Genomic DNA, 25,562 nt, shown 5'->3' on the forward strand with positions numbered 1-25,562 from the left:
ACTCCCTTAAAGACTATTGATCAGCGTGCTGAAGGTTTCTTGCGCAGCCTTGATGATCTGCGACGACGCTGTGTAGTACTGCTGGAACTTGATCATGTCGCCCGCCTCTTCGTCCAGGTTGACCTGGGACACGGAGTTGCGCGCATTTTTGTTGGCCGCCAACAACGCGTTGGTGGCGGTGGTGTCCGTGGTGGCCGCAGCGGCCTTGGCGCCTACCGTGGACACCAACTTGCTGTTGGCACCCACCAGGCTGGTGCCGCCGGTGCCATCCGTCGCCACGCCCACGGTCGCCTTGGTTTGCAGGTTAAGCAGTTGCTGGGCGTTGCGGTTGTCGGACTCGCCCGTGGCATTGAACGAAAACGTGGTGCTGTCACCCGGCGCCGGCGAACCCGCAACCGAGGTATCAAAGCCGAAGCTCTTGGCCGGCACCACCAGGGCGCCGCTGGCATCACGCATCGGCACGTTGATGGTGATCTTGTTCGACTGCCCCGGAATGATGGTGCCGGAGCCGATCGGATCGCCCTTGGCGTCATTGAGCGTATAGGCCTGGGTGCCATCGGCCGCAGGCTTGGCGAAGACCATCTTCACCGGCATCGAACTCTCGATGCCGACGCGCAGTTGCGCGGTATCGGCGCCGCCCTGGATATCCAGGGGCAGGGTCAGAGTCGGCGGGGTAAAGCTGCCGGTGCCCTGGTTGGTTTTACTGGCCTCCCCTTTCAACGGCGCGGCAAACGCAACCTTGTTCGGGTCGGTGAGGACGGTACCGATGTCCTTGGCGCCGCTGGCGGTCGGGCTGACCTTGAAACTGTCACCGGCCTGCATCGGGCCATTCTTGAGTTCCAGGGTAAAGCCGTCGATCACCGCGGGCGGTGTGGCGCTGATATCAAAGTTACCCATGGCCTTGCCATCGGAACGCAGCACGGTGACCTTGTTGAGGTCGGCCGGGTCGTTGAAGCTGACCTTGTAATCGAAGTTGGTCAGCTTGCTGGTGTCCTTGATCGTCACACCCAGGCTACCGGCGCCCTGGTTACCCTGGGCGCCCACGCTGCGCAGGGCGACGGACGCCGCGTTGTTGATGTCCTTGAACATCGACGCACCGAACTCGCCGTTCAGGTCGAGACCCTGGCCCAGTTGGCTGTTGATCGTGTCGGCAGTGACGATCGCAATGCGGCCCAGGTCATTGATGGCCGGCGTCAGGACATCGCTGCGATAGCGCAGCAAGCCGCCGATGCTGCCCCCACTGATTACATTGCCCAGGTCCATGGTCGTACCGCCGCCTGCGGCATTGAGCTGGATCGTGTACTGGCTGGCGTCGCTCTTGCTCGGTACGGCGGACAGGGTGTTGGACCGATCGCCCAGCACCAGGGATTGGCCGCTGCCGGTGCTGACACTGAACACGCCATTCTTTTCGCCGACGGTGACACCGACCAGTTCATTGAGCGAACGCACGGCTTCGGCGCGCGCATCCAGCAGGTTGGCCGGCGTGGTGTTCGAAGAACCCTGCACCTGATTGATCTGTTTATTGAGCGAAGCAATCGACGACGTCAGTTGGTTGACCTGATCGGTCAGGGAGGTCAGCTGGCTGTTGATGGTTTCTTTCTGCTGGCTCAACTGACTGGAGATCGAGTTGAACCGGTTGCTCAACGTCTGGGCGCTGGTCAGCAGGATCTGGCGGGTCGACGTATTGTTCGGGCTGGCCGAGGCGGACTGGACCGCGGCGAAGAAATCGCTGAGCACCGCCGACATACCGGTGGTCTTGTCCGACAGCGTCTTATCCACTGCACTCACCTGGTCCAGGTACGCCTTGGCATCAGCGTTGAGCGAGGTGCTGTTCTGGTAGGCCGTGTCCAAGTATTCGTTGTACACCCGGCGCACGTCGGCCAGGGTGGTGCCGCTGCCGATGAATACGCCGCCGAACGGGTTCGACGCATTCGCGCTCTGGGTGGTCTGCTGACGCGAATAGCCGGCCGTATTGGCGTTGGCGATGTTGTTACTCAAGACCGTCAACGATCCTTGAGCGGCGTTAAGCCCCGACATCCCGATATTGAGCAAACTCATGGTTCAGACCTTATAAAAGAGTGGTCGCGCCCGCGGCAGCGTAATTCTGGTAACTGTTCATGTTCTTGGCGATCTGCGAAATCTTGCTGGCGTAGGCCGGGTCGGTGGCGTACCCGGCTTTCTGCAACTCGCGTACAAACTGTTCCGGGTTATCGGCCGAACTCAGCACGTCTTTATAGCGATCATTGCTTTGCAACAACGTCACCAGGTCATGGAAGCTGTCCTGGTAGGAGTCGTAGGAACGGAACTGCGCCGTTTCCTTGACCATTGCCCCGTCACGGAACTCGCTGGTGATTGCACGCGCCTTCTCACCCTGCCAACTCTGGCCGGCCTTGATGCCGAACAGGTTATGGCTGCTGGTGCCGTCCTGGGCGCGCATCACCGATTTGCCCCAACCGGTTTCCAGCGCGGCCTGGGCCACCAGGTACTTGGGATCGACACCAATGCGCTTGGCGGCCGCTTCGGCCATCGGCAACATGGTGGCGACAAATTCATCCTGCGAACTGAAGGCTTTCTTCGCCGGCGCCAACGGAGGCTGGGCCACGGCGCGGCTGTAAACCTGCATGCGGTCGCTGGGCACGCCAACGCGGCGCGCGGCGCTGTTGACCACATTGTCTTGCAAGGCGCTGTTGCGCAGCGGCGCGGCCTTGGCTTCGGTGGCGACCTGGGTGGTCGGCACGATGCCGGCGAGCAAGCGATCGGCCAGCTTGCTCGGCAACGCGATACGCCGCTGGTTCATCAAGGCGATGTCGTTGCTGTGGGAGGCTGCGGCGCCGCCCTGCGGTTCAGCCACACGTATCGCCCACAGCGGCCGCTGGCCGTTGGAGCGGCCCAGTGGACCTTGCGCCTGGGTACCGGCAGCAATCTCGGTCGGCACATTGGCCTTCTTCACAGGCTCAACCGCTGCCGGGCCCTGCAGGGTGGCGGCCTGGGCCTCCACCGGTTTGTTTTTTTGCATCTGGCGCATCAGCACATCGGCCAGGCCGATACCGCCGCCTTCGCGGGACATCGAGACCGCCAGCTGCTGGTCGTACATTTCCTGATACTGTTTGGCCGCAGACGTGTTCATCGGGTTATCTTTGCCCAACGTCTCGGTAGCCGAACGCATGGATTTGAGCATTTCGTTCAAAAACAGCGACTCGAACTCCTGCGCCACTTTGCGCATGTTGCCTTCGCTGTTTTTGTCGTCGCCGACCTTGAGCTGGTTAAGCCGGTTCAAGTCGGAGTAAGACCCCGAGTCCGCCGTGCTGCTGATACCACTTTTGCGCATGTCCATGGCCATTGCCTCAGATCACGATCAGGTCGGCTTGCAAGGCGCCGGCCTGTTTCAAAGCTTCAAGGATCGCCATCAAGTCGCCGGGCGCTGCGCCCACCTGGTTCACCGCGCGGACAATCTCATCCAGGGTGGTGCCGGGACCGAACTTGAACATCGGCTTGGCTTCTTGCTGGGCATTGACCCGCGAACGTGGCACCACCGCCGTCTGGCCGTTGGACAACGGCCCAGGCTGGCTGACGATCGGGTCTTCGGTGATGGTCACGGTCAGGCTGCCGTGGGTCACCGCCGCCGGCGAGACCTTGACGTTCTGGCCGATCACGATGGTGCCGGTACGCGAGTTGATGATGACTTTGGCCACCGCCTGGCCCGGGTCGACCTCGAGGTTTTCCAGGATCGACAAGTAATCGACGCGCTGGCTTGGGTCCAGCGGCGCCGTCACACGGACCGAGCCGCCGTCGATGGCCTGGGCCACGCCAGGGCCGAGCATTTCGTTGATCTTGTCGACCACGCGCTTGGCGGTGGTGAAGTCGGAGCGGTTAAGGTTCAAGGTCAGGCTGTTGCCCTGGTTGAAACCACTGGGCACGGTGCGTTCAACCGTGGCGCCGCCGGGAATACGACCCGCCGAGGGCACGTTGACGGTGATCTTCGAACCGTCGCGACCTTCGGCATCAAAGCCGCCCACCACCAGGTTGCCCTGGGCGATGGCGTAGACGTTGCCGTCGATACCCTTGAGGGGCGTCATCAGCAAGGTGCCGCCACGCAGGCTTTTGGAGTTACCGATGGACGACACGGTGATGTCCACCACCTGGCCCGGCTTGGAGAACGCCGGCAGGTCGGCGCTGATCGACACCGCCGCGACGTTTTTGAGCTGCACGTTGCCCGAACCCGCCGGCACCTTGATGCCGAACTGCGAGAGCATATTGTTGAAGGTCTGCAGGGTGAACGGGGTCTGGGTGGTCTGGTCACCCGTACCGCTGAGCCCCACCACCAGGCCGTAGCCGATCAACTGGTTGGAGCGCACGCCCGAGATGCTGGCGATGTCTTTCAGGCGTTCGGCCTGGGCAACGGCGCTCAGGCTCAGCAACAATGCGGCCGCCATCAGCTGTTTGAGTTTCAAAGTGGCCACCTAGAAAGGGAACAGCGGGCTAAGGAAGAAACGGTCGAACCAGCCTGGCTGACTCGCATCGGCAAAAGCACCGGTACCGGAGTAGGTGATGCGCGCATCGGCAATCCGCGTGGACGGTACAGTGTTGTCGGTGGAGATGTCATCGGCGCGGACCATGCCGGCAATGCGCACCAGCTCATCGCCGGTATTGAGGGTCATCCACTTCTCACCGCGCACGGCAATGATGCCGTTGGGCAATACATCGGCGACGGTCACGGTGATCGAACCGGTCAAGCTGTTGCCCTGCCCTGCCGCGCTCTTGCCGTTGGTGGCACGGTCACCGCTGTAGCCGGCGTTCAAGCTCAGGTCGCCATCGCCCAGCGGGTTGTTGACGTTGGGCACGGCGCCGAACAGCGAGGTCAGGCTCAGTCCTGCCTTGCTGGTCTTGCCGACCTGGGAGTTGGCGTTCTTGCTGGCCTGGGTACGCTCGTTCAGGGTGATGGTAATGATGTCACCGACCCGGAACGCCTTGCGGTCGCTGTACAGGTTCTGCTCGAAACCTGCCTGGTAAATCGAGCCATTATTGGCCGCCGCCGGCAACGGCGTGCGCGGCAACACCGGCGCGTAGTACGGGTCATTGGGTTTCGGCGTCGGGGCGACACAGCCCGCAAGCACGGCGATCCCACTCAATGCCAGAACAGAAACAAAGCGATTCATGACCCTAACCTCACGGTGTTGCCGGCGCCCCCGAGGGCGCCCATAGACTTGATTACAGATTCTGCGTGACGAACGAGAGCATCTGGTCGGCGGTGGAGATCACCTTGGAGTTCATCTCGTAGGCGCGCTGGGTGGTGATCATGTTGACCATCTCCTCAACCGTGCTCACGTTGGAGGTTTCCAGGGTGCTTTGCAGCGTGGTGCCGAAACCGTTCAGGCCGGGGGTGCCGATTTGCGGCGCGCCGCTGGAAGCGGTTTCCAGGAACAGGTTGCCACCCATGGCCTGCAGGCCGGCCGGGTTGATGAAGTCGGCGGTCTGCAGGTTGCCGATCACCTGGGACGCCGGGTTGCCGGCCACGGTGATAGAGACGGTGCCATCATTGCCGACGGTGAAGGTCTGCGCATCGGCAGGCACCACAATCGCAGGCTCCAGGGCGAAGCCGCTGGCGGTGACGATCTGGCCGTTGGAATCCAGGTGGAAAGTACCGTCACGGGTGTAGGACGTGGTCCCATCCGGCTGCAGGATCTGGAAGAAGCCTTTGCCGTTGATCGCCATGTCCAGCGGTTGGCCGGTCTGCTGCAGGTTACCGGCGGTGAAGTTCTTCTGGGTGCCGACGATCTTCACACCAGTACCCAGTTGCAGGCCCGATGGCAGCTCGCTGTCCTGAGTCGACTGGGCACCAGGCTGGCGCTTGATCTGGTAGAGCAAGTCCTGGAACTCGGCGCGATCACGTTTGAAACCCGTGGTCGATACGTTGGCCAAGTTGTTGGAAATAGTGGTCAGGTTGGTGTCCTGAGCGGACAAACCTGTTTTGGCAACCCATAGAGCCGGAAGCATGCTGTTCTCCTCTGCGCGCCTGTTTGTTGGCGCCGCGTTACACAATTAGAATTCGGTGATCGCCTGTCAGCTCATCTGCATGACGCGGGTCATGGCCTGGTCATCTTCCTTGGCGCTGTTCATCATCTTGATGTGCAGCTCGAACTGTTTGGCCAGCGCCAGCACCGCGGTCATCTCCTCCACGGCATTGACGTTGCTCGCCTGCAGGAAGCCCGAGTTCAGCGTGACGTTCGCGTCGGCCTGGGCCGGCTGGCCATCCTTGGTGTGGATGGTGCCGTCCAGGCCCTTGGTCATGTTCTTCAGGTCGGGCTGGACTAATTTGATGCGGTCCACTTCAGCCATCACCCGTGGGCCTTCACCCATGGCGCGGATGCTGATGGTGCCGTCGGCGCCCACTTCGATCTTCTGCTGGGGCGGCACCGCAATCGGGCCACCGTTGCCCATGATCGGCATGCCGTTGCCGGCACGCAGCACGCCCAGCGCATCCACATTCATGCTGGCGCTGCGCACGTAGGCTTCGCCGCCATCCGGGGTTTGCACGGCCATCCAGCCGTCGCCGCTGACGGCCACGTCGAGGTCGCGACCGGTTTCGATCATGGCGCCCGGCGTGAAGTCGGTGGCCGGACGCTCAGTGAGGGCAAACGCCCGCGCCGGAAAGCTGTCACCGAACACCGGCATCGAACGCGCCTGCTCCAGGTCACGTTGGAAACCATTGGTGGAAATGTTCGCCAGGTTGTTGGCATGGGCCTTCTGCGCCAGAGCATTCTGACTGGCGCCGGTCATTGCCACATAAAGGTACTTGTCCACGCTTCTTCCTCTTTCTGACGGACGCTTGCCGCCCACCGCTGTACTGATGAGGCTTAAGCAATTTGCGAACCAACTTTGAAGAAGACGGTGAAGTGCAGGCGGGACGGGGGGTTGCGGGCAGCTATGGGGATTTAAGGGTTGGGTGAGAGTCGAAAAAACGGCGGACTACTGCCGCTTACGGCAAACGCCGGTCTTGAAGGCGCCAAAGATCCAATGTGGGAGCTGGCTTGCCTGCGATTGGGAAGTGTCATATTGCTCATCTGTGACTGAATGACCGCAATCGCAGCATAGGTATCTACACAACTCTCAACGACCGAAAAGTATCCCTGTAGTGAGCGGGCTTGCCCCGCGCTGGGTGGCGAAGCCGCCCAACTAAGAACACTGCAGTGTTTCAGATAGAACACAGTTGCCTGGTTTGGGGCGGCTTCGCCACCCAGCGCGGGCGGTGCGACGATTCGACAAGCCCGCTCACTACAAAGTTGTGTAGATACCTATGGCTATCGCAGGCAAGCCAGCTCCCACTTTTCAACCGCGATCGGCCTTGAGAATGTCGTAATCGCGCAGCTTGTTGGCAACGGTCGTGTGGGAAACCCCCAACCGCTTGCCCAACTGCCGGCTGCTCGGATGCTCGGCATACAAACTTTCCAACACCGCCTTCTCGAACCGACCGACAATCGCTTCAAGCCCCCCCTCCAGCGAGAAATCGCCAAGCGGCTGACGCACCCCGTAATCCGGCAAGCGAATATGCTCGGCCTTGACCGTGCCACCTTCACACAGCGACACCGCTTGAAACAGCACGTTTTCCAACTGCCGCACGTTGCCTGGCCAGTGGTAGTGACTCAAGCGATCCATTGCGGCGGGCGCCAGCTTGGGCAACGGGCAGCCGATCTGTCGGCTGGCCTGGTCGAGGAAGTGCTCAACCAACGGCGCCAAGCCATCGAGGCATTCGCGCAAAGGCGGAATGTGCAGGGACAGCACGTTGAGGCGGTGGTAAAGGTCCTGGCGGAATTCGCCACGGGCGCACAGCTCGGACAAGTCCACCTGGGTCGCACAGATCACCCGCACGTCCAGGTAAACCTCTTCATCACTGCCGACCCGCCGAAAGCAGCCGTCCTGCAAAAAGCGCAGCAACTTCACCTGCAAGCGCGCGCTCATTTCACCTACACCGTCCAGAAACAAGGTGCCGCCCGCCGTCAGCTCCAACAGCCCCAGCTTGCCTTCGGCGCGTGCGCCTTCAAAGGCGCCCGGGCCGTAGCCGAACAGTTCGGTCTCGGCCATCGACTCGGGCAAGCCGGCGCAGTTAAGCGCCATCAACGGCGATTGCCCACGCGGGCTGGCCAGGTGGCAAGCGCGCGCCAGCAGTTCTTTGCCGGTGCCGGTTTCGCCTTCTATTAATAGAGGCGCATCCAGCGGCGCCATGCGCCGGGCTTCGCGGACCACGGCGGCCATGACCTTGGAGCTTTGGAAGATGCTGTCAAAGCCGCGCAGCTCCTGCTTGCGCACATTGTAGATGCGCTCACCCACGCGGTCGGCACGGTGCAGGGTCAGCACGGCACCGGCCATCGCCTCGCTGTCATCGTGTTCGGACGACTGCAGCGGCGCGATGTCTGCCAGGAACACGTCACCCTTGACCTTGACCCGCAGGCCGTTTATCCGCGATTTGCTGGCGCGCACCAACTCCGGCAAGTCGAAGTCCTCGGCATAGCGCGACAACGGAATGCCCGGCACCTCATCCACCCGCACCCCAAGCAACTGCGCCGCGGCGCGGTTGGCGGCGACAATGGAGCCGCCCATGTCGATCGACAGGACGGGAAACTCCAGGGCGCCGAGCAGCGCGTTGAGCTCCATGTGCCGCCGTTCGCTGGGCATCAGCCCGACCCGTTTCACGCCGAATACCCCGGCAATTGCCTCGAACTGCGGGCGCAGCGCCTGGAACTGCATGTTCACAAGGTTAGGGCAGTACAGGTAAATGGCGTTGCCATGCTCACCGCCGACCTCGCCCTTGGCGACGTTGACGCCGTACTCCACCAGCAGGTTGAGGATGTCCCGCAGGATGCCGATGCGGTTCTGGCAATGCACTTTGATACGCATGAAGAAGCTCGAAAGGTGGATAGGCGCCGCGTCTTTTTGTCGCTGGGCGCAGATAGTCGTCAAGATTATGTGACAGTTCCGAGGGATTTCCCAGCCCAACACCACGGCCATCCGCCTAAACGTAACGAATACTTTACGATAACCGGTAATTCGTCCTACATGGCGGCTGTTCAGGCGGATGGAATCTTGCCGCTCACGGGTTATCAATAAGCCCATAGCAGGACATAACAAGAACGAATGCCTAGCAGGAGAACCGTATGAAGCAAACGCAATACGTGGCCCGCGAACCCGACGCGCAAGGTTTTATCCACTACTCGCCGCAAGAACACGCGGTGTGGAACACCTTGATCACTCGCCAGTTGAAAGTGATCGAGGGTCGCGCCTGCCAGGAGTACCTGGACGGCATCGATAAGCTCGACCTGCCACACGACCGCATTCCGCAACTCGGCGAAGTCAATAAGGTGTTGGCCGCGACCACCGGCTGGCAAGTCGCCCGCGTACCGGCACTGATTCCCTTCCAGACCTTTTTCGAGTTGCTCGCCAGCAAGCAGTTTCCAGTGGCCACCTTCATCCGTACCCGCGAAGAACTGGACTACCTGCAAGAACCGGACATTTTCCACGAGATCTTCGGCCACTGCCCGCTGCTGACCAACCCCTGGTTCGCCGAATTCACCCACACCTACGGCAAGCTCGGCCTGGCGGCCACCAAGGAGCAGCGCGTCTACCTGGCGCGCCTGTACTGGATGACCATCGAGTTCGGCCTGGTGGACACGCCCGAAGGCCGGCGCATCTATGGTGGCGGCATTCTGTCGTCGCCCAAAGAGACGGTGTACAGCCTTTCTTCAGAGCCCAAGCACCAGGCGTTCGACCCGCTGGAGGCAATGCGCACGCCGTATCGCATCGACATCCTGCAACCGTTGTACTTCGTGCTGCCCGAACTCAAGCGCCTGTTCGACGTGGCGCAGGAAGACATCATGGGCATGGTCGAGCGCGGCATGCAGCTCGGGTTGCACGCCCCGCTTTTTACCCCAAAAGCAGCCACCCAACCCAAGGTTGCGTGAACCCCATGTTTTGTAGCCAGGTGAGTCTTTTCCCTGGCCTTGCGTTGCTTTAGGGTGACGCCCACTGATCTTCAATCATTCGAATTCAGGACACCTCACATGACCACCTTGAACCAAGCCCACTGCGAAGCCTGCCGCGCCGATGCCCCGCAAGTCAGCGACGAAGAGTTGCCGGTACTGCTCAAGCAGATCCCCGACTGGAATATCGAAGTGCGCGACGGCGTGATGCAGCTGGAAAAGGTTTTCCTGTTCAAGAACTTCAAGTTCGCCCTGGCCTTCACCAACGCCGTGGGTGAAATCGCCGAAGCCGAAGGCCATCACCCAGGCCTGCTCACCGAATGGGGCAAGGTCACCGTGACCTGGTGGAGCCACTCCATCAAGGGCCTGCACCGCAACGACTTCATCATGGCCGCGCGCACCGACGAAGTGGCCAAGGACGCCGAGGGCCGCAAGTAATGCACTTCGATGCCATCGGCCGCGTGCCCGGCGACCCGATTCTGGGGTTGATGGACCTGTACGCCCAGGACGCCAACCCGAACAAGTTCGACCTGGGCGTGGGCGTGTATAAGGATGACCAGGGCCTTACGCCGATCCTGCACGCGGTCAAATTCGCCGAACAGCGCCTGGTGGACACGCAAGCCACCAAGACCTACATCGGCGGACACGGCAATGCCGCGTTCGGCACGCTGATCAGCGAACTGGTACTCGGCTTCGATTCTGCACTGATCCGCGAACGCCGTGCCGGCGCCACCCAGACCCCGGGCGGCACCGGTGCGCTGCGCCTGAGCGCCGACTTCATCGCCCACAACCTTCCCGGCCGTGGCGTGTGGCTGAGCAACCCGACCTGGCCGATCCACGAGACCCTCTTTGCCAAGGCCGGTCTCAAGGTCAGCCACTACCCGTACGTGGCGGTTGACAATCGCCTGGACGTGACGGCGATGCTCGCCGCCCTGTCCAGCGTGCCGAAGGGTGATGTGGTGCTGCTGCACGCCTGCTGCCACAACCCGACCGGTTTCGACCTGTCCCAGGCTGATTGGCGCCAGGTGCTCGAGATCGTGCGCGAGCGCCAACTGTTGCCGTTGATCGACTTTGCCTACCAAGGCTTCGGCGATGGCCTCAAGCAGGACGCCTGGGCGGTGCGGCTGTTTGCCGCCGAATTGCCGGAAGTCCTGATCACCAGCTCTTGCTCGAAGAATTTCGGCCTGTACAGCGACCGCGTCGGCGCGCTGATCGTGTGCGCGGCGGACGCCGAAAAGCTCACTGACGTGCGCAGCCAGCTGGCGAATACCGCGCGCAATCTGTGGTCGACACCGCCGGATCATGGGGCGGCAGTGGTCGCGACCATCCTGGGCGATGCCGAGCTGAAAAAGCGCTGGAGCGAGGAAGTCGAGGCCATGCGCTCGCGGATTGCACACTTGCGATCAGGGCTGGTGGAAGCGCTGGCGCCCCATGGTTTGTCAGAGCGGTTTGCGCACATTGGGGCGCAGCGCGGCATGTTTTCCTACACCGGTTTGAGCGCCGAGCAGGTCAAGCGACTGCGCGAGAAACACAGCGTGTACATGGTCAGTTCCGGGCGGGCCAATGTGGCGGGGGTTGATGCGACGCGTCTGGCGTCGCTGGCTGAAGCCATCGCCGACGTCTGCAACTGAATAAACCGAATCAAACTGTGGGAGCTGGCTTGCCTGCGATAGCGGTGTGTCAGCCCCACATTGCTCACTGATAAACCGCTATCGCAGGCAAGCCAGCTCCCACAGGTTCAGCCCGCAACCATTTCGGCCTTGAGCAGCGCCGCCTTCGCCTGCGCATCCGCCAACCGATACAACTCGATACTCCCGTCCCAGTGCTCGATCAATGCCGTGCACGACTCCACCCAATCCCCGCAGTTGAGGTAATCCACCTCGCCCACCTTGCGAATTTCCGCATGGTGGATATGCCCGCAGACCACACCATGCAGCTCGCGCTTGGTCACTTCGTGGGCGATGGCTTCTTCGAAATCGCTGATAAAGCTCACCGCCGTCTTGACCTTATGCTTGAGGTACGCCGACAGCGACCAGTAACCGTAGCCATACCGCGCACGCCAATGGTTCAGCCAACGGTTCAGCGTGAGGGTGAACTCGTAGGCCGAGTCGCCGAGGAACGCCAGCCAGCGGTGATAGCGGGTGATCACGTCGAACTGGTCACCGTGGATCACCAGCAAGTGGCGGCCATCGGCAGTCACGTGTACCACTTCGTCCACCAACTGGATATTGCCCAGGATCAGCTTGGAGTAACGGCGCAGGAATTCGTCGTGGTTGCCGGTGACGTAGATCACCTCGGTGCCGCGCTTGGCCATGGTCAACAGGCGACGGATCACGTTGGTGTGGGCCTGGGGCCAATACATGCCGCCGCGCAGTTTCCAGCCGTCGATGATGTCTCCCACCAGGTAAACCTTGTCGGCGTGGTAGCCTTTGAGGAACTGCGATAAGTGTTCGGCCTGGCAATCCCGGGTGCCCAGGTGCACATCGGAAATCCACAGGGTTCGAACCCGTTGCTTGCGGCTGGGCTTGACGAACTCGGCACTGGTCATGGGCATCCCTCGACGGTGTTTTCGCGAGCTTGCGCCACCGCGATTAATAGCCCATGACAACGATGCGTCAGTCTGATGACAGCGCTCGGCAGCCGCGAAGCGTTGTAGACTGGCCGCTTGCCGCCCTGGAGACCGCGATGAGCCCTGCCCTCACGCTACGCCATTACCTCGAAGCACCAATCGTGCACAGCCATGACCATGCGCAATTGGTGTTCGGCCTGTCCGGGCATTTGGACCTGGAAGTCGAGGGACGTGGCAGCCAGGTTCGCGAAAGCAGCGTGATGGTGCTGCCCTTCTGCGCCCACCACGCCTGCGGCAGCCGTGATGGCAGCCGCTGCCTGGTGCTGGATGTGCCCACCGAGCACTGGGTGCTGCAATCGTTGGGCGAGCACGCCGATGCCAGTCGCCGCCTGCTCGACCAACCCGCTCGGTTGACGCTGGACTCGCGGCAAAACCAATTGGTGCAGTGGCTGGCACAGAGCCCGGTGGAGGACCCGCTGATTGTGCAGCAAGGCGCGGTGCTGTTGCTGGCGAGCCTCAATCATCCGCTGGCGCAGACGCCGGCCGGGCGGCGCCTGCCGTACGCGGCGTTCAATGCACATATCGAGCGGCACGCGGCGCACCCGCTGCAAGTGGCTGACCTGGCGCGCCTTGCCGACCTGTCGGTGGCGCGTTTGCATGCGCGCTTCATGGTCGAATGCGGGCAGACGCCGATGGATTATATCCGCAGCCGGCGACTGCACATGGCGCTGGAGCTTTTGCGCAAGACGCCGTTGCCTATCGGCGCGATTGCCGAACGGGTCGGCTATACCTCGCAGAGTGCGTTTGCTGCGGCGATGTTGCGTGAGTTTGGGGCCTCGCCGAGTTCTCTGCGGCGTTATGTGTAGGGCTTTGTTGCCGTGGCGGCCTTTGGGCCGACCATGTCGTTGGGGGTGACCGTGTGAATATCCGTTATTTGGGTCACGGCGGCTATGGGTTCCGCCCTTACGGCGGGTCACTTTGGAAAAGCCCCAAAGTAACCAAAGGGCTCTTGCCCCACCACTCGGTACCTCGCTTAGGCTCGGTATGCCCGAACGCAGGCTTGAATCCGTGGGCCGCCGTCATGGGCCATCCATGGCCCAGGACGGCTAACCCGGCGTCCTGCCGGGTTACCCACGGATTCAAGCCTGCGTTCGGCCAGCGTGGTTGACGGGGCGCCTGAGATCAAAATCAAAAGCCAGATCAAAAGCGAAAGCACAGCCAGAGCCAGAGCCGATTAGGTGGCACTCCACCGATCTGCTTTTCTGTGGGAGCTGGCTTGCCTGCGATGCAGACAACTCGGTACATCAGGTACACCCAGTTGATGCAATCGCAGGCAAGCCAGCTCCCACATTTTGAACCGAGACCGACAGCAAATACCGGTCGGCTCTAAGGCCGCCGCGCTTTTGCTTTTGATCTGGGATCGCCCCGTCAACCACGCTGGCCGGAATTCGACATTGATTTGGGGGGTAAACCGGCAGGGATGCCGGTTTAGCCGCCCCCGCGCCAGGGATGGCGCGTGGGCGGCGGCCCCCCAAATCACTGTCGGATTACGGGCATGCCGAGCCTAGGCGAGGCACCGAGTGGTGGGGCGAGGACCTTTTGGTTACTTTTGGGTCCTTCCAAAAGTGACCCGCTGTAAAAGCGGAACCGCCAGTGGCCGTTACCTAAATAATGGATATGTACACGACACGTAGGACGAGCCTGACGCTAAAAAACGCGAGCCGGACGACAGACACCGACAAGCCGCCCCACTAGACTGCGCATCAGTCACCCCGCTCGATACAAGGATCCCAATGACCCCCCGCTCAGCCCTCGGCGCCCTGCACATCGGCGCATTGATGTTCGGCCTTACCGGCGTGTTCGGCAAGCTGGCGGCCGCCTCACCGGCCATCATTGTCTTTGGTCGCGCCGTGTTTGCCGTGCTGGCCCTGGCGATATTCGCACGGTTCGCCAGCAGCACCGCGTGGAGAACACTCGAACTGCGTGACTGGCGCCGGCTGCTGGTCAGTGGCGTGTTGCTGGCGGCGCATTGGGTGACGTTCTTCATTGCCGTCAAAGTGGCCGGCGTGGCCGTTGCAACCCTGGGCTTCACGGCTTTCCCGGCCTTTACCGTGATCCTTGAAGGGTTGATTTTCCGCGAGCGCATCCGCGCCAATGAGGTGCTGCTGGTGGTGCTGGTCAGCATCGGTCTGGTGCTGGTCACACCGGACTTCAACCTCGCCAGCGAAGCCACCGCCGGGTTGCTCTGGGGAATCGCCTCGGGGCTGCTGTTTTCCCTGTTGTCGCTGAACAATCGCGCCAGTTCCGGGCGTATTCCGGCGGTGCAGGCGGCGCTGTGCCAGAACGTGGTGGTCGCGGCATGCCTGTTGCCGGTGGCAGCGCCTGGGTTGGCGGAGGTGCGCGCGATCGACTGGCTGTGGATCGGCTTGCTCGGCGTGTTCTGCACCGGCCTGGCCCACAGCCTGTTCGTGGCCAGCCTTGCGGTGATCAAGGCGCGCACCGCTTCGGTGGTGTTTGCCATGGAGCCGGTCTACGGGATCACCGCGGCCTGGCTGCTGTTTGCCGAGACCCCGACGTTGCGCATGCTGCTGGGCGGCGCGCTGATCATCGTCGCGATTGTGCTGTCGGGGTTGATGGGCAGCGCCAGCCAGGCCAAACAGCCAGCTGCGACAGCCTGATTGCCGACGGCTATTGCGTACGGTCGTTGTGCCCCAGGTCGCGCTCAGGGTCGATCTGGTCGCGCACGCGCTGCTTGAGCACTTTGGCTTCGGGGAAGCCGCCGTCGGCCTTGCGTTCCCAGATCTGCACGCCATCGCAGGTGATGCGAAACGCGCCACCGGTGGCTGGCGCCAGCGACACTTTGCCAAGATCATCGGCGAATGTGCTCAACAACTCCTGCGCCAGCCACGCCGCGCGCAGCAGCCACTGACATTGCGTGCAATAGGTGATGACGATCTCGGGTTTGCTCACGGACATTATTTGACTGACTCCAGGCCTAACGAGGGATGAGGGTCGAGTGGCTATAATACCGGCCTTTATCGCCCAGCCTCGAGATTCATGATGCGCCGCCTGTGGTCCTGCCTGCTTTTGTGCCTCTTCCCCCTTTTTGCCGACGCCATTGAACCGCCACGCCCGAAAATCGGCCTGGTGCTGTCGGGCGGTGCCGCCCGTGGGCTGGCGCATATTGGCGTGCTCAAGGCACTGGAAGAGCAAGGTATCCAGATCGATGCGATTGCCGGCACCAGCATGGGCGCGGTGATCGGCGGGTTGTACGCTTCAGGCTACAAGATCGACGAGCTGGAAAAGCTGGCGCTGAGCATCGACTGGCAACAGGCGCTGTCCGACGCACCGCCGCGGGAAGACGTGCCGTTCCGGCGCAAGCAGGATGATCGGGATTTCCTGGTCAAGCAGAAACTCAGCTTTCGCGACGACGGCAGCCTGGGCCTGCCACTGGGTGTGATCCAGGGCCAGAACCTGGCGTTGCTGCTCGAAAGCATGTTCGCCCACAGCAGCAACACCCGGAACTTCGACAAGTTGCCCATCCCCTTCAGGGCCGTGGCCACCGATATCACCACGGGTGAAAAGGTGGTGTTCCGCAAGGGCCACCTGCCCCAGGTGATCCGCGCCAGCATGTCGATCCCGGCCGTGTTCGCGCCAGTTGAACTGGACGGCCGGCTGCTGGTGGACGGTGGCATGACCGACAACATCCCGCTGGATGTGGCGCGGGAAATGGGCGTGGACATCGCCATCGTCGTCGACATCGGCACCCCGCTGCGCTCGCGCAAGCAACTGGCCACGGTGGTCGATGTGCTTAACCAGTCCATCACCCTGATGACCCGGCGCAACTCGGAAGAACAACTCAAGGACCTGCACCCCAGGGACGTGCTGATCCAGCCGCCGCTGGCCGCGTATGGCGTGACCGACTTCGGCCGCGCCAAGGACATGATCGACGCCGGCTACCGCGCCACCCGCGCACTCGATGCGCGCATCGCCCACCTGCGCCCCGCCGGTCAGGTCGACCCGCAACTGATCGCCGCACGCACCCCGGGCGAACGCACGCCGGTCATCACCGCCATCGATGTGGAGAACGACTCGAAAGTCAGCGACGATGTGATCCGTTACTACATCCGCCAACCTCTGGGCGAGCCGCTGAACCTGGGCCGCCTGCAGTCGGACATGGGCACGCTGTACGGCCTGGATTACTTCGAGCAGGTGCAATACCGCGTGGTCAAAAAAGGCCAGCAAAACACCTTGATGATCAGCGCGCGCGGCAAACGCAGCGGCACCGATTACCTGCGCCTGGGCCTGAACCTGTCGGATGACATGCGCGGCGACAGCGCCTTCAACCTGGGCGCGAGCTACCGCATCAATGGCATCAACCGCCTCGGTGCCGAATGGCTGACGCGGGTGCAGATCGGTGACCGCCAAGAGCTGTACAGCGAGTTCTACCAGCCGATGGACACCGGTTCGCGTTACTTTGTCGCGCCTTACATCAAGGCCCAGGCGCAGAACGTGGAGCTTATCCTGGACAACGATCCGATCTCCGAATACCGCCTTGAACGCTACGGTTTCGGCCTGAACGTCGGCAGGCAGATTGGCAACAGCGGCGAGATCCGCTTCGGCGTCGGCGAGGCCTGGGGCAAGGCGGATGTGCGCATCGGCGACCGGGATTTGCCCAGCGTGAGTTTCAGTGAGGGCTTCTATGAGCTGAAGTATTCCTTCGATTCCCTGGACAACGTGTACTTCCCCCATACCGGTGAAGACATCGGCCTGGCCTACCGTGAATTCGAACCGGGCCTGGGCTCGGACCAACGCTACCGCCAATGGGAGTTCAAGCTGGACAAGGCCATGAGCCACGGCCCGGACACCTTGGTGCTGGGCGGACGCTATGGGCGCACCTTGGACGACTCGGAAAATGTGGTCAGTTCCAGCTTCCTGCTGGGGGGTGCCCGGCAGTTGTCGGGCTTCCGTCAGGATGCGATATCGGGCCAGAACATCAGCCTGATGCGGGCGGTGTACTACCGCAGGCTCACGCCACGGTCGTATTTGCCGCTGGATTTCCCGCTGTACCTGGGTGCATCACTGGAACGTGGCCGGGCGTGGAACAACGACAATGAATTCGACAGCGGCTACATCAACGCAGCGAGTATTTTCCTGGGCTTTGATACGCCGTTGGGGCCGCTGAACTTCAGCTATGGGTTCAATGATGATAATCAGAAGGCGGTGTACCTGAACCTGGGGCAGACGTTCTAAAAACCAACATCAAACCCAATATGAGAGCTGGCTTGTGTGGGAGCTGGCTTGCCTGCGATACAGACAACTCGGTATGTCCGCTACACCGCGGCGATGCTATCGCAGGCAAGCCAGCTCTAACAGGTCAGGATTTTTCCAGATTCGCCAGGATGCGCCCGTGCACACGCATGCACACGCTCAAATCGGCTTCGTTCACGCCCTCAAACAACTCATGCCGCAGCTCGGTGGCGATGGTTTCGATCTGTTCGATTAACGGCCGGGCGGTGTCACACAACAGAATGCGCTTGGCACGACGATCCTCAACCACTGCCTGGCGTTGCACCAGGCCTTGGCCCTCGAGGCTGTCCAGCAAACGGGCCAGTGTCGGGCCTTCGACGCCAACGCTTTGCGCCAGCTCACGCTGAGTGGGCGCTTCTTCGAAACGGGCAAGGTGCAGCAGCACCAGCCAGCGTGCCTGGGACAGGCCCAGCCCCGCCAAACGGCGGTCCAACTCGGCGCGCCAACCACGGGACATCTGCGCCAACTGCATGCCAAATCGGTGTTGATCGGTTAACGGCATAAAAAACTCTTGGTTTAGACTGAAAATAAAGTTTGGCTAATTATTAGTCAGCTAAGCATGAGCGTTGCCGCTAGGCAAGAGGTGCTATGTACTGATCTGTTACATTGTCGTAATTGGCACCCTAAATTTCGAATTCCGACTGCAACGCCGCCCGAACGCAGTACAAGACACCCTCGGGAACACGCCCGGTAAACAGCGGTGCAATCTCCGCCACCGGTGGCAATTCGCCCTCTCCGTCAAGGAAGGCGTCCTGGATTTCGCCGAGCAGATCCTCTGGCAAATCAAGGGCCTGCTCCAACGATAGCTGCTGCTTGCCAATGGATTCGGCGAGCAGGGTGTAGACGTTCTTCTCCGAACATTGCAGCTGGCCGGCAATCTGGATCGGCGTCATGCCGGCGCGTGCCAGGCTGATCAGTTCGTGGCGTATATCGGCGACTTCCTTCGGCGCTTCGGCCTGGCCGCCGAGCACTTCGAGGAAGGCCTGACCGTAACGCTCCAGCTTGCGCGCGCCCACCCCGCTGACCCGCGCCATCTCGGCCATGCTGGTCGGTTGCTCACGCAACATTTCCAGCAAGGTGGAGTCCGGGAAAATAACGTAAGGCGGCACACTGTGTTCCTGCGCCAGTTTGCGCCGCAGGGTGCGCAAGGCTTCCCACTGTTCTCGCTCCTCCCCCCGGACAAGCTGGCTGGCCTGACTGGTGCTGCTCTTGGCGGTGGTCTGCGGCTTGAGGTCGCGGCGCAGCTCCAGGGTGACCTCGCCCTTGAGCAACGGCCGGCAACTGTCATTCAGACGCAGGCCGCCATACCCTTCGATGTCGATATCCACCAGGCCGCGCGCCACCATCTGCCGGAACAACGAGCGCCACTCACCCTCTGCACGGGCTTTACCGACACCGTAGACCGAAAGTTTCTCGTGGCCGAAGCTGCGCACCTTTTCGTTGTCCTTGCCCAGCAGCACGTCCACCAGATGACCCACGCCATAGCGCTGGCCGGTGCGGTAAATGGCCGACAAGCCCTGACGCGCCGGTTCGGTGGCGTCCCAGGTCTGCACACCGTCAATGCAGTTGTCGCAATGGCCGCAAGGCTCGGGCATGTCTTCGTCGAAGTACGCCAGCAGCGTCTGGCGACGGCACCGGGTCTCCTCGCACAGCGACAGCATCGCGTCGAGCTTGTGCTGCTCCAGGCGCTTGTGCCGCTCGTCGCCCTCGGAGTTCTGCAGCATCTGCTTGAGCATCACCACGTCTTGCAGGCCGTAGACCATCCACGCATCCGCCGGCAGACCGTCACGGCCGGCGCGGCCGGTTTCCTGGTAATAGGCCTCGAGGGACTTGGGCAGATCCATGTGGGCCACGAAGCGTACGTTGGATTTGTCGATGCCCATGCCGAACGCGATGGTGGCCACCATGATCAGGCCTTCTTCGTTGAGAAAGCGCTTCTGGTGAGCCGAGCGCGTCTCGTTGGGCAATCCGGCGTGATAGGGCAGCGCCGGGTAGCCTTGTTCGCAGAGGAACGCCGCGACTTCATCGACTTTCTTGCGCGACAGGCAATAGACGATGCCCGCATCGCTGCGCCGTTCGGAGAGGAATGCGAGCAACTGCTTGCGCGGCTGCTCCTTGGGCACGATCCGGTAGAAAATATTCGGCCGGTCAAAGCTCGACAGGAAGCGCTCGGCGTTTTGCAGATGCAGGCGCTCGACGATCTCTTCGCGGGTACGCTTGTCGGCGGTGGCGGTCAGGGCGATGCGCGGCACATCGGGAAACAGCTCCGCCAATTGGCCCAGCTGCAGGTATTCGCGACGGAAATCATGCCCCCATTGCGACACGCAGTGGGCTTCGTCGATGGCGAACAGCGCGATTTCCAGGCTTTGCAGGAACGCCAGCATGCGCGGCTGCACCAAGCGCTCCGGGGCGAGGTAAAGCATCTTCACTTCACCGCGCTTGATCCGCGCCGCCAGGTCGCGCTGCTGCTCGGCGCTGAGGGTGGAGTTCAAGGCGGCGGCGGCCACACCCAGTTCTTCCAGGGTGGCCACCTGATCGTCCATCAACGCGATGAGCGGCGACACCACCACGGCCAGGCCACTGCGCAACAACGCCGGCACCTGGAAGCACAACGATTTGCCGCCGCCGGTAGGCATCAGGACCAGCGCGTCACCGCCACTGGCCACGCGCTCAATAATCGCACCCTGACGGCCACGAAAACTGTCGTAGCCGAAGATGTCCTTGAGGACGCGTTGTGCCTGCTCGAGCATGTATAACTCCAAAATAGTGCCGCAATTGCTCTGTACAGGCTGGTCGAAAAAACACGGTTTCAGGAAAAATAATCCGTAAGCGAATTTTTCTCGGACTGGCGCTTGGCCTGCAAGGGCATCACAAAACGCGGCAGTATACCCGAGCGTCATCCGGCAAAGGGCGCCGCTGACGAATTGCAGCCCGTCTCTAAAACCTGGCAAATCTGCATGGCGGCTGGCCTGGGCGCTCAAGAAGGCCTAGAATTCAGCATCGTTTATTTCCAAGGTAGTCCTTCAATGTCCTTCGCTGAGCAACTAACCCGCCTGCAAGCCTTCCTCGACGCCGATGAGCTGCATGACGAGGCGCTGGACTACGTGGCCGCCCACGGCTACCTGACCGCCCTGTCGATCTGCTCCGAGGTCGTACCCGACCGCGAATGGATCGACGCGCTGTTCGCCGAGGAGCCTCACTACACCGACGACGCGCACCGTGAAGAAATCGAATCGACCCTGCTGGCCCTCAAGGCCCACATCGGTCGCCAACTGGCATCCGATGAGGAATTCGAGCTGCCGTGCGAGCTGGACCTGGGCGAAGACCCGGACGATTCCGACCTGCGCGGCTGGTGCATCGGCTTCATGGAGGGCGTGTTCCTGCGCGAAGCCGCCTGGTTCGAATCCGCCGAAGAAGAAGTCAGCGAGATGCTGCTGCCGATCATGGTCGGTTCGGGCCTGTTCGAAGAAGAAGCGGAGTTCTCCGACATCGCCGCCGACGCCAATTTGATGGATGACATGATCGTACAGATCCCGGAAGCCCTCACCGCCCTGTACCTGCTGTGCAACGCCCCTGACGAAAAACCGGCGATCCTCAAGCCACGTCACCACTGAGCCGCTTGCCCGTGAGGCCCATGGGCAATCGTTCACCGCTCCTGCGTTACGCGCTGCTGGCCATTGGCTGGCTCAGCGTAGCGCTGGGTGTGATCGGCATTTTCCTGCCGGTGTTGCCGACCACGCCCTTCCTGCTGCTCGCCGCTGCCTGCTTCGCCCGCAGTTCCCCGCGTTTCTACCACTGGTTGGTGGAACACCCGCGCCTGGGGCCGTGGATCCGCGATTACCTTGACGGCAACGGCATCCCGCTCAAGGGCAAGGTCTACGCAATCGGCCTGATGTGGCTGAGCATCGGCTTTTCCGGTTACCTGGTGCCGCTGCCTTGGGCACGGGTGTTCATGCTGACCAGTGCGGTGCTGGTGACTGTTTACATCCTGCGCCAGAAAACCCTGCCACCGCGCTAAGCGCGCCTGCGACATTAAATCCCACGCGACCTTGGTCGACACTGACTAACCCCAGGCATCATGCGAGACTGTCCGACCGGGCCCGGAATGCCCGGGCGTTCCCATGCTCGGAGTTACCATGACGCTGTCCAGCGGGCTGATTGCCGCCGTTGCCCTGGCCTATATGGCCATTATGTTTGCCATCGCCTTCTACGGTGACCGCCGCCGCGCGCCATTGCCGCCGCGCATGCGTGCCTGGGTGTACAGCCTGTCGCTGGCCGTCTACTGCACCAGTTGGACGTTTTTCGGCGCCGTAGGCCAGGCCGCCGAACAGTTGTGGGCTTTTTTACCGATCTACCTGGGACCGGTGCTGCTGCTGGTGTTGGCACCCTGGGTGCTGCAGAAGATGATCCTGATCAGCAAGCAGGAAAACATCACCTCCATCGCCGACTTCATCGCCGCGCGCTATGGTAAATCCCAGTCCCTGGCGGTGGTGGTCGCGCTGATCTGCCTGGTGGGCGTACTGCCTTATATTGCCCTGCAACTCAAAGGCATCGTGTTGGGGGTCAACCTGCTGATCGGCGCCGGCGCCGACACCACGGGCACCCGCGCACAGGACACGGCCTTGATCGTGTCGCTGGTGCTGGCGCTGTTCACCATCGTCTTTGGCACGCGCAACCTCGACGCCACGGAGCACCATCGTGGCATGGTGCTGGCGATTGCGTTTGAGTCGCTGGTCAAGCTGTTCGCCTTTCTTGCCGTTGGCGCGTTTGTGACCTATGGCTTATATGACGGTTTCGCTGACCTGTTCAGCCAGGCCATGTTGGCGCCCCGCCTGGAGGAATACTGGAAAGAGACCGTCAACTGGCCATCGATGGTGGTGCAGACCGGCGTGGCCATGATGGCGATCATCTGCCTGCCTCGCCAGTTCCATGTCACGGTCGTGGAGAACATCGACCCCCAGGATCTGCGCCTGGCTAAATGGGTGTTCCCCGCATATCTGATTCTTGCCGCACTGTTTGTGGTACCGATCGCCTTGGGCGGCAAGATGATGTTGCCCAGCTCGGTACTGCCGGATTCCTACGTGATCAGCCTGCCAATGGCTGAAGCTCATCCGGCCCTGGCGGTGCTAGCGTTCATCGGCGGCGCTTCGGCGGCCACCGGCATGGTGATCGTGGCGAGCATCGCCTTGTCGACCATGGTTTCCAACGACATGTTGTTGCCCTGGCTGCTGCGCCGCTCCAGCGCCGAGCGCCCGTTCGAAGTGTTCCGCCACTGGATGCTGTCGGTGCGGCGGGTCAGTATCGTGATCATTCTGTTGCTGGCTTACGTGAGCTATCGCTTGCTGGGTTCCACCGCCAGCCTGGCAACGATCGGCCAGATCGCCTTCGCCGCCGTGACTCAACTGGCGCCGGCGATGCTCGGTGCGTTGTATTGGAAACAGGCGAACCGACGCGGCGTGTTCGCCGGGCTGGCGGCGGGCACTTTTCTGTGGTTCTACACCCTCGTCCTACCGGTCACGGCGAGGAGCCTGGGTTGGTCCCTCAGCCTTTTCCCAGGCCTGACGTGGCTGCATTCCCACCCGTTCGGTTTGTCAGTCACCTCCCTGACCCTAGGCACCGTGTTCTCCCTGGCCGGTAACTTCACGCTGTTTGTCTGGGTGTCGATGTTCTCCCGCACGCGGGTGTCCGAGCACTGGCAAGCCGGGCGTTTTATCGGCCAGGAAATCAGCCAGCGCGCCAATGCCCGCTCGATGCTGTCGGTGCAGATCAGCGACCTGCTCAGCCTGGCCGCACGTTTTGTCGGCGAAGAACGCGCCCAGCAGAGCTTTATCCGCTTCGCCTATCGCCAGGGCAAAGGCTTCAACCCCAACCAGAATGCCGACAACGATTGGATCGCCCACACCGAACGCTTGCTGGCCGGTGTACTTGGCGCGTCGTCGACACGAGCCGTGGTGAAAGCCGCCATTGAAGGGCGGGAAATGCAGCTGGAGGACGTAGTTCGCATCGCCGACGAAGCGTCGGAGGTGCTCCAGTTCAACCGCGCGTTATTGCAAGGCGCCATCGAGAACATCACCCAAGGCATCAGCGTGGTCGACCAGTCCCTCAAGCTGGTGGCCTGGAACCGACGCTACCTGGAGCTATTCAACTACCCGGAGGGGCTGATCAGCGTAGGCCGACCGATTGCCGACATTATCCGCTACAACGCTGAACGCGGACTGTGCGGGCCCGGCGAGGCCGAGGTGCACGTGGCGCGACGGCTGCATTGGATGCGCCAGGGTCGCGCGCATACCTCCGAGCGTTTGTTCCCCAATGGACGGGTGATCGAGCTGATCGGCAACCCGATGCCCGGCGGCGGTTTCGTCATGAGCTTCACTGACATTACCGCGTTCCGCGAAGCCGAGAAGGCGCTTACCGAGGCCAATGAAGGCCTGGAGCAACGGGTCACCGAGCGCACCCATGAACTGTCGCAACTCAACGTGGCACTCACCGACGCCAAGGGCGTGGCCGAGTCCGCCAGTCAGTCGAAAACCCGCTTCCTGGCGGCGGTCAGCCATGACTTGATGCAGCCGCTGAATGCCGCGCGTCTGTTCTCCGCCGCCCTCTCCCACCAGAACGATGGCCTGTCCAGCGAAGCCCGGCAACTGGTGCAACACTTGGACAGTTCGCTGCGCTCCGCCGAAGACTTGATCAGCGATTTGCTGGATATTTCGCGCCTGGAAAACGGCAAGATCAATCCACAGCGTCAGCCGTTTATGCTTAACGAACTGTTCGACACCTTGGGCGCGGAGTTCAAGGCGCTCGCCCAGGAACAAGGCCTGCGCTTCCGGTTGCGCGGCAGTCGGTTGCGTATCGACAGCGACATCAAGTTGCTACGGCGAATCCTGCAGAATTTTCTCACTAACGCCTTCCGTTATGCCGACGGCCCGGTGCTGCTTGGCGTACGCCGACGCAAGGGCGAACTGTGCCTGGAAGTCTGGGACCGCGGCCCGGGTATCCCGCTGGACAAACAGAAGGTGATCTTCGAAGAGTTCAAGCGCCTGGACAGCCACCAGACCCGCGCGGAGAAAGGCCTGGGACTTGGCCTGGCGATCGCCGATGGCCTGTGCCGCGTGCTGGGCCACCGGCTGAGCGTGCGCTCATGGCCGGGCAAGGGCAGCGTATTCAGCGTGCGCGTGCCGCTGGCGCGTAACCAGGCCAGCCCGGCGCTCAAGGCACCCCAGGAAACCGGTTTGCCATTGAGCGGCGCACAGGTGCTGTGCGTGGATAACGAAGAGAGCATCCTGATCGGCATGCGCAGCCTGTTGACGCGCTGGGGCTGTGAAGTATGGACCGCCACCGATCAGGCGCAATGCGCGGCGCTGCTGGCCGAAGGCATGCGCCCGCAACTGGCGCTGGTGGACTACCACCTGGACCATGGAGAAACCGGTACGGAGCTGATGGGGTGGCTGCGCGCGCAATTGGCCGAGCCGATTCCCGGCGTGGTCATCAGCGCCGATGGCCGCCCGGAGACGGTCGCCAAGGTGCATGCGGCGGGGTTGGATTACCTGGCCAAGCCGGTGAAGCCGGCGGCGTTGCGGGCCTTGTTAAGTCGGCATTTGCCGTTGTAATCAGGTCCTGATCGGTCAGCAGGTGGGAGCTGGCTTGCCTGCGATAGCCATGCTGCGATGGCGGTGTTGAATTCACCCTTGCGATCGCAGGCAAGCCAGCTCCCA

At 61.9% G+C, this 25,562-nt stretch carries 20 protein-coding genes; 9 read left to right on the top strand and 11 right to left on the bottom strand.

The genetic code is table 11. The features are described from left to right. Positions 1–6: 6 nt before the first annotated feature. The 7 genes from flgK to KVG91_RS04675 all read right to left on the bottom strand — a co-directional run bounded on the left by flgK (position 7) and on the right by KVG91_RS04675 (position 8,892). Complete coding sequence (flgK, locus tag KVG91_RS04645; RefSeq protein ID WP_169374663.1) at positions 7–2,058, bottom strand: flagellar hook-associated protein FlgK; 2,052 nt, start codon at positions 2,056–2,058, stop codon at positions 7–9. Between the two features lie 10 nt (positions 2,059–2,068). Continuing rightward, positions 2,069–3,340: a flagellar assembly peptidoglycan hydrolase FlgJ gene (gene flgJ / locus KVG91_RS04650; protein WP_169374664.1), complete on the bottom strand. Its 1,272-nt coding sequence runs from the start codon at positions 3,338–3,340 to the stop codon at positions 2,069–2,071. Positions 3,341–3,344: 4 nt separating this feature from the next. After that, complete coding sequence (locus tag KVG91_RS04655) at positions 3,345–4,433, bottom strand: flagellar basal body P-ring protein FlgI (protein WP_217894908.1); 1,089 nt, start codon at positions 4,431–4,433, stop codon at positions 3,345–3,347. 27 nt (positions 4,434–4,460) lie between these two features. Continuing rightward, complete coding sequence (flgH, locus tag KVG91_RS04660) at positions 4,461–5,156, bottom strand: flagellar basal body L-ring protein FlgH (protein WP_169376323.1); 696 nt, start codon at positions 5,154–5,156, stop codon at positions 4,461–4,463. Positions 5,157–5,208: 52 nt separating this feature from the next. Next, entirely contained in the window at positions 5,209–5,994 is a 786-nt protein-coding gene (gene flgG / locus KVG91_RS04665; protein WP_169376322.1) for a flagellar basal-body rod protein FlgG, read from the bottom strand. Between the two features lie 66 nt (positions 5,995–6,060). Then, positions 6,061–6,801: a flagellar basal body rod protein FlgF gene (locus KVG91_RS04670; protein WP_169376321.1), complete on the bottom strand. Its 741-nt coding sequence runs from the start codon at positions 6,799–6,801 to the stop codon at positions 6,061–6,063. Between the two features lie 525 nt (positions 6,802–7,326). Beyond that, positions 7,327–8,892: a sigma-54-dependent transcriptional regulator gene (locus tag KVG91_RS04675; protein ID WP_169376032.1), complete on the bottom strand. Its 1,566-nt coding sequence runs from the start codon at positions 8,890–8,892 to the stop codon at positions 7,327–7,329. A gap of 257 nt (positions 8,893–9,149) precedes the next feature. Here KVG91_RS04675 and phhA point away from each other — a divergent pair, with 257 nt between their 5' ends. From phhA to KVG91_RS04690, 3 genes are all read left to right on the top strand, one after another. Further along, on the top strand, positions 9,150–9,953 hold the full coding sequence (phhA, locus tag KVG91_RS04680) for a phenylalanine 4-monooxygenase (RefSeq protein WP_169376031.1): 804 nt from the start codon (positions 9,150–9,152) through the stop codon (positions 9,951–9,953). Between the two features lie 99 nt (positions 9,954–10,052). Then, positions 10,053–10,409 (top strand): 4a-hydroxytetrahydrobiopterin dehydratase, encoded by a 357-nt coding sequence (locus tag KVG91_RS04685; protein ID WP_169376030.1) that lies wholly within the window; start codon positions 10,053–10,055, stop codon positions 10,407–10,409. Beyond that, positions 10,409–11,602: an amino acid aminotransferase gene (locus KVG91_RS04690; protein ID WP_169376029.1), complete on the top strand. Its 1,194-nt coding sequence runs from the start codon at positions 10,409–10,411 to the stop codon at positions 11,600–11,602. The genes KVG91_RS04685 and KVG91_RS04690 overlap by 1 nt, the downstream gene beginning before the upstream one ends. A gap of 107 nt (positions 11,603–11,709) precedes the next feature. Here the strand turns inward: KVG91_RS04690 and KVG91_RS04695 are convergent, their stop codons facing one another. Beyond that, on the bottom strand, positions 11,710–12,519 hold the full coding sequence (locus tag KVG91_RS04695; RefSeq protein WP_169376028.1) for a UDP-2,3-diacylglucosamine diphosphatase: 810 nt from the start codon (positions 12,517–12,519) through the stop codon (positions 11,710–11,712). A gap of 137 nt (positions 12,520–12,656) precedes the next feature. Here KVG91_RS04695 and KVG91_RS04700 point away from each other — a divergent pair, with 137 nt between their 5' ends. Together KVG91_RS04700 and KVG91_RS04705 are read left to right on the top strand one after the other, a co-directional pair. Further along, positions 12,657–13,406, top strand: coding sequence for an AraC family transcriptional regulator (locus tag KVG91_RS04700; protein ID WP_169376027.1), 750 nt, complete (start codon positions 12,657–12,659; stop codon positions 13,404–13,406). 927 nt (positions 13,407–14,333) lie between these two features. Continuing rightward, the gene (locus tag KVG91_RS04705) at positions 14,334–15,218 is read left to right on the top strand and encodes a DMT family transporter (RefSeq protein WP_169376535.1); all 885 of its coding nucleotides are present in this window, start codon (positions 14,334–14,336) and stop codon (positions 15,216–15,218) included. Positions 15,219–15,228: 10 nt separating this feature from the next. On the opposite strand, the gene KVG91_RS04710 is transcribed toward KVG91_RS04705, so the two are convergent. Then, entirely contained in the window at positions 15,229–15,516 is a 288-nt protein-coding gene (locus tag KVG91_RS04710) for a SelT/SelW/SelH family protein (RefSeq protein WP_169376536.1), read from the bottom strand. 84 nt (positions 15,517–15,600) lie between these two features. Here KVG91_RS04710 and KVG91_RS04715 point away from each other — a divergent pair, with 84 nt between their 5' ends. Then, entirely contained in the window at positions 15,601–17,793 is a 2,193-nt protein-coding gene (locus KVG91_RS04715) for a patatin-like phospholipase family protein (RefSeq protein WP_169376537.1), read from the top strand. 124 nt (positions 17,794–17,917) lie between these two features. Here KVG91_RS04715 and KVG91_RS04720 read toward each other — a convergent pair whose 3' ends face one another. Beyond that, positions 17,918–18,352: a MarR family transcriptional regulator gene (locus tag KVG91_RS04720; protein WP_076952957.1), complete on the bottom strand. Its 435-nt coding sequence runs from the start codon at positions 18,350–18,352 to the stop codon at positions 17,918–17,920. Positions 18,353–18,473: 121 nt separating this feature from the next. Beyond that, the gene (gene recQ / locus KVG91_RS04725; RefSeq protein WP_169376538.1) at positions 18,474–20,600 is read right to left on the bottom strand and encodes a DNA helicase RecQ; all 2,127 of its coding nucleotides are present in this window, start codon (positions 20,598–20,600) and stop codon (positions 18,474–18,476) included. A 276-nt stretch (positions 20,601–20,876) separates the two neighbouring features. Here recQ and KVG91_RS04730 point away from each other — a divergent pair, with 276 nt between their 5' ends. The 3 genes from KVG91_RS04730 (at position 20,877) to KVG91_RS04740 (ending at position 25,457) form a co-directional block, all read left to right on the top strand. Continuing rightward, complete coding sequence (locus KVG91_RS04730) at positions 20,877–21,464, top strand: UPF0149 family protein (protein WP_076952955.1); 588 nt, start codon at positions 20,877–20,879, stop codon at positions 21,462–21,464. Between the two features lie 20 nt (positions 21,465–21,484). Further along, positions 21,485–21,868, top strand: coding sequence for a YbaN family protein (locus KVG91_RS04735; protein ID WP_169376539.1), 384 nt, complete (start codon positions 21,485–21,487; stop codon positions 21,866–21,868). A 118-nt stretch (positions 21,869–21,986) separates the two neighbouring features. Then, positions 21,987–25,457: a hybrid sensor histidine kinase/response regulator gene (locus KVG91_RS04740; RefSeq protein ID WP_169376540.1), complete on the top strand. Its 3,471-nt coding sequence runs from the start codon at positions 21,987–21,989 to the stop codon at positions 25,455–25,457. Positions 25,458–25,562 lie beyond the last annotated feature (105 nt).

Source organism: Pseudomonas azadiae (genome assembly GCF_019145355.1).
GTDB classification, from domain to species: Bacteria; Pseudomonadota; Gammaproteobacteria; order Pseudomonadales; family Pseudomonadaceae; genus Aquipseudomonas; species Aquipseudomonas azadiae.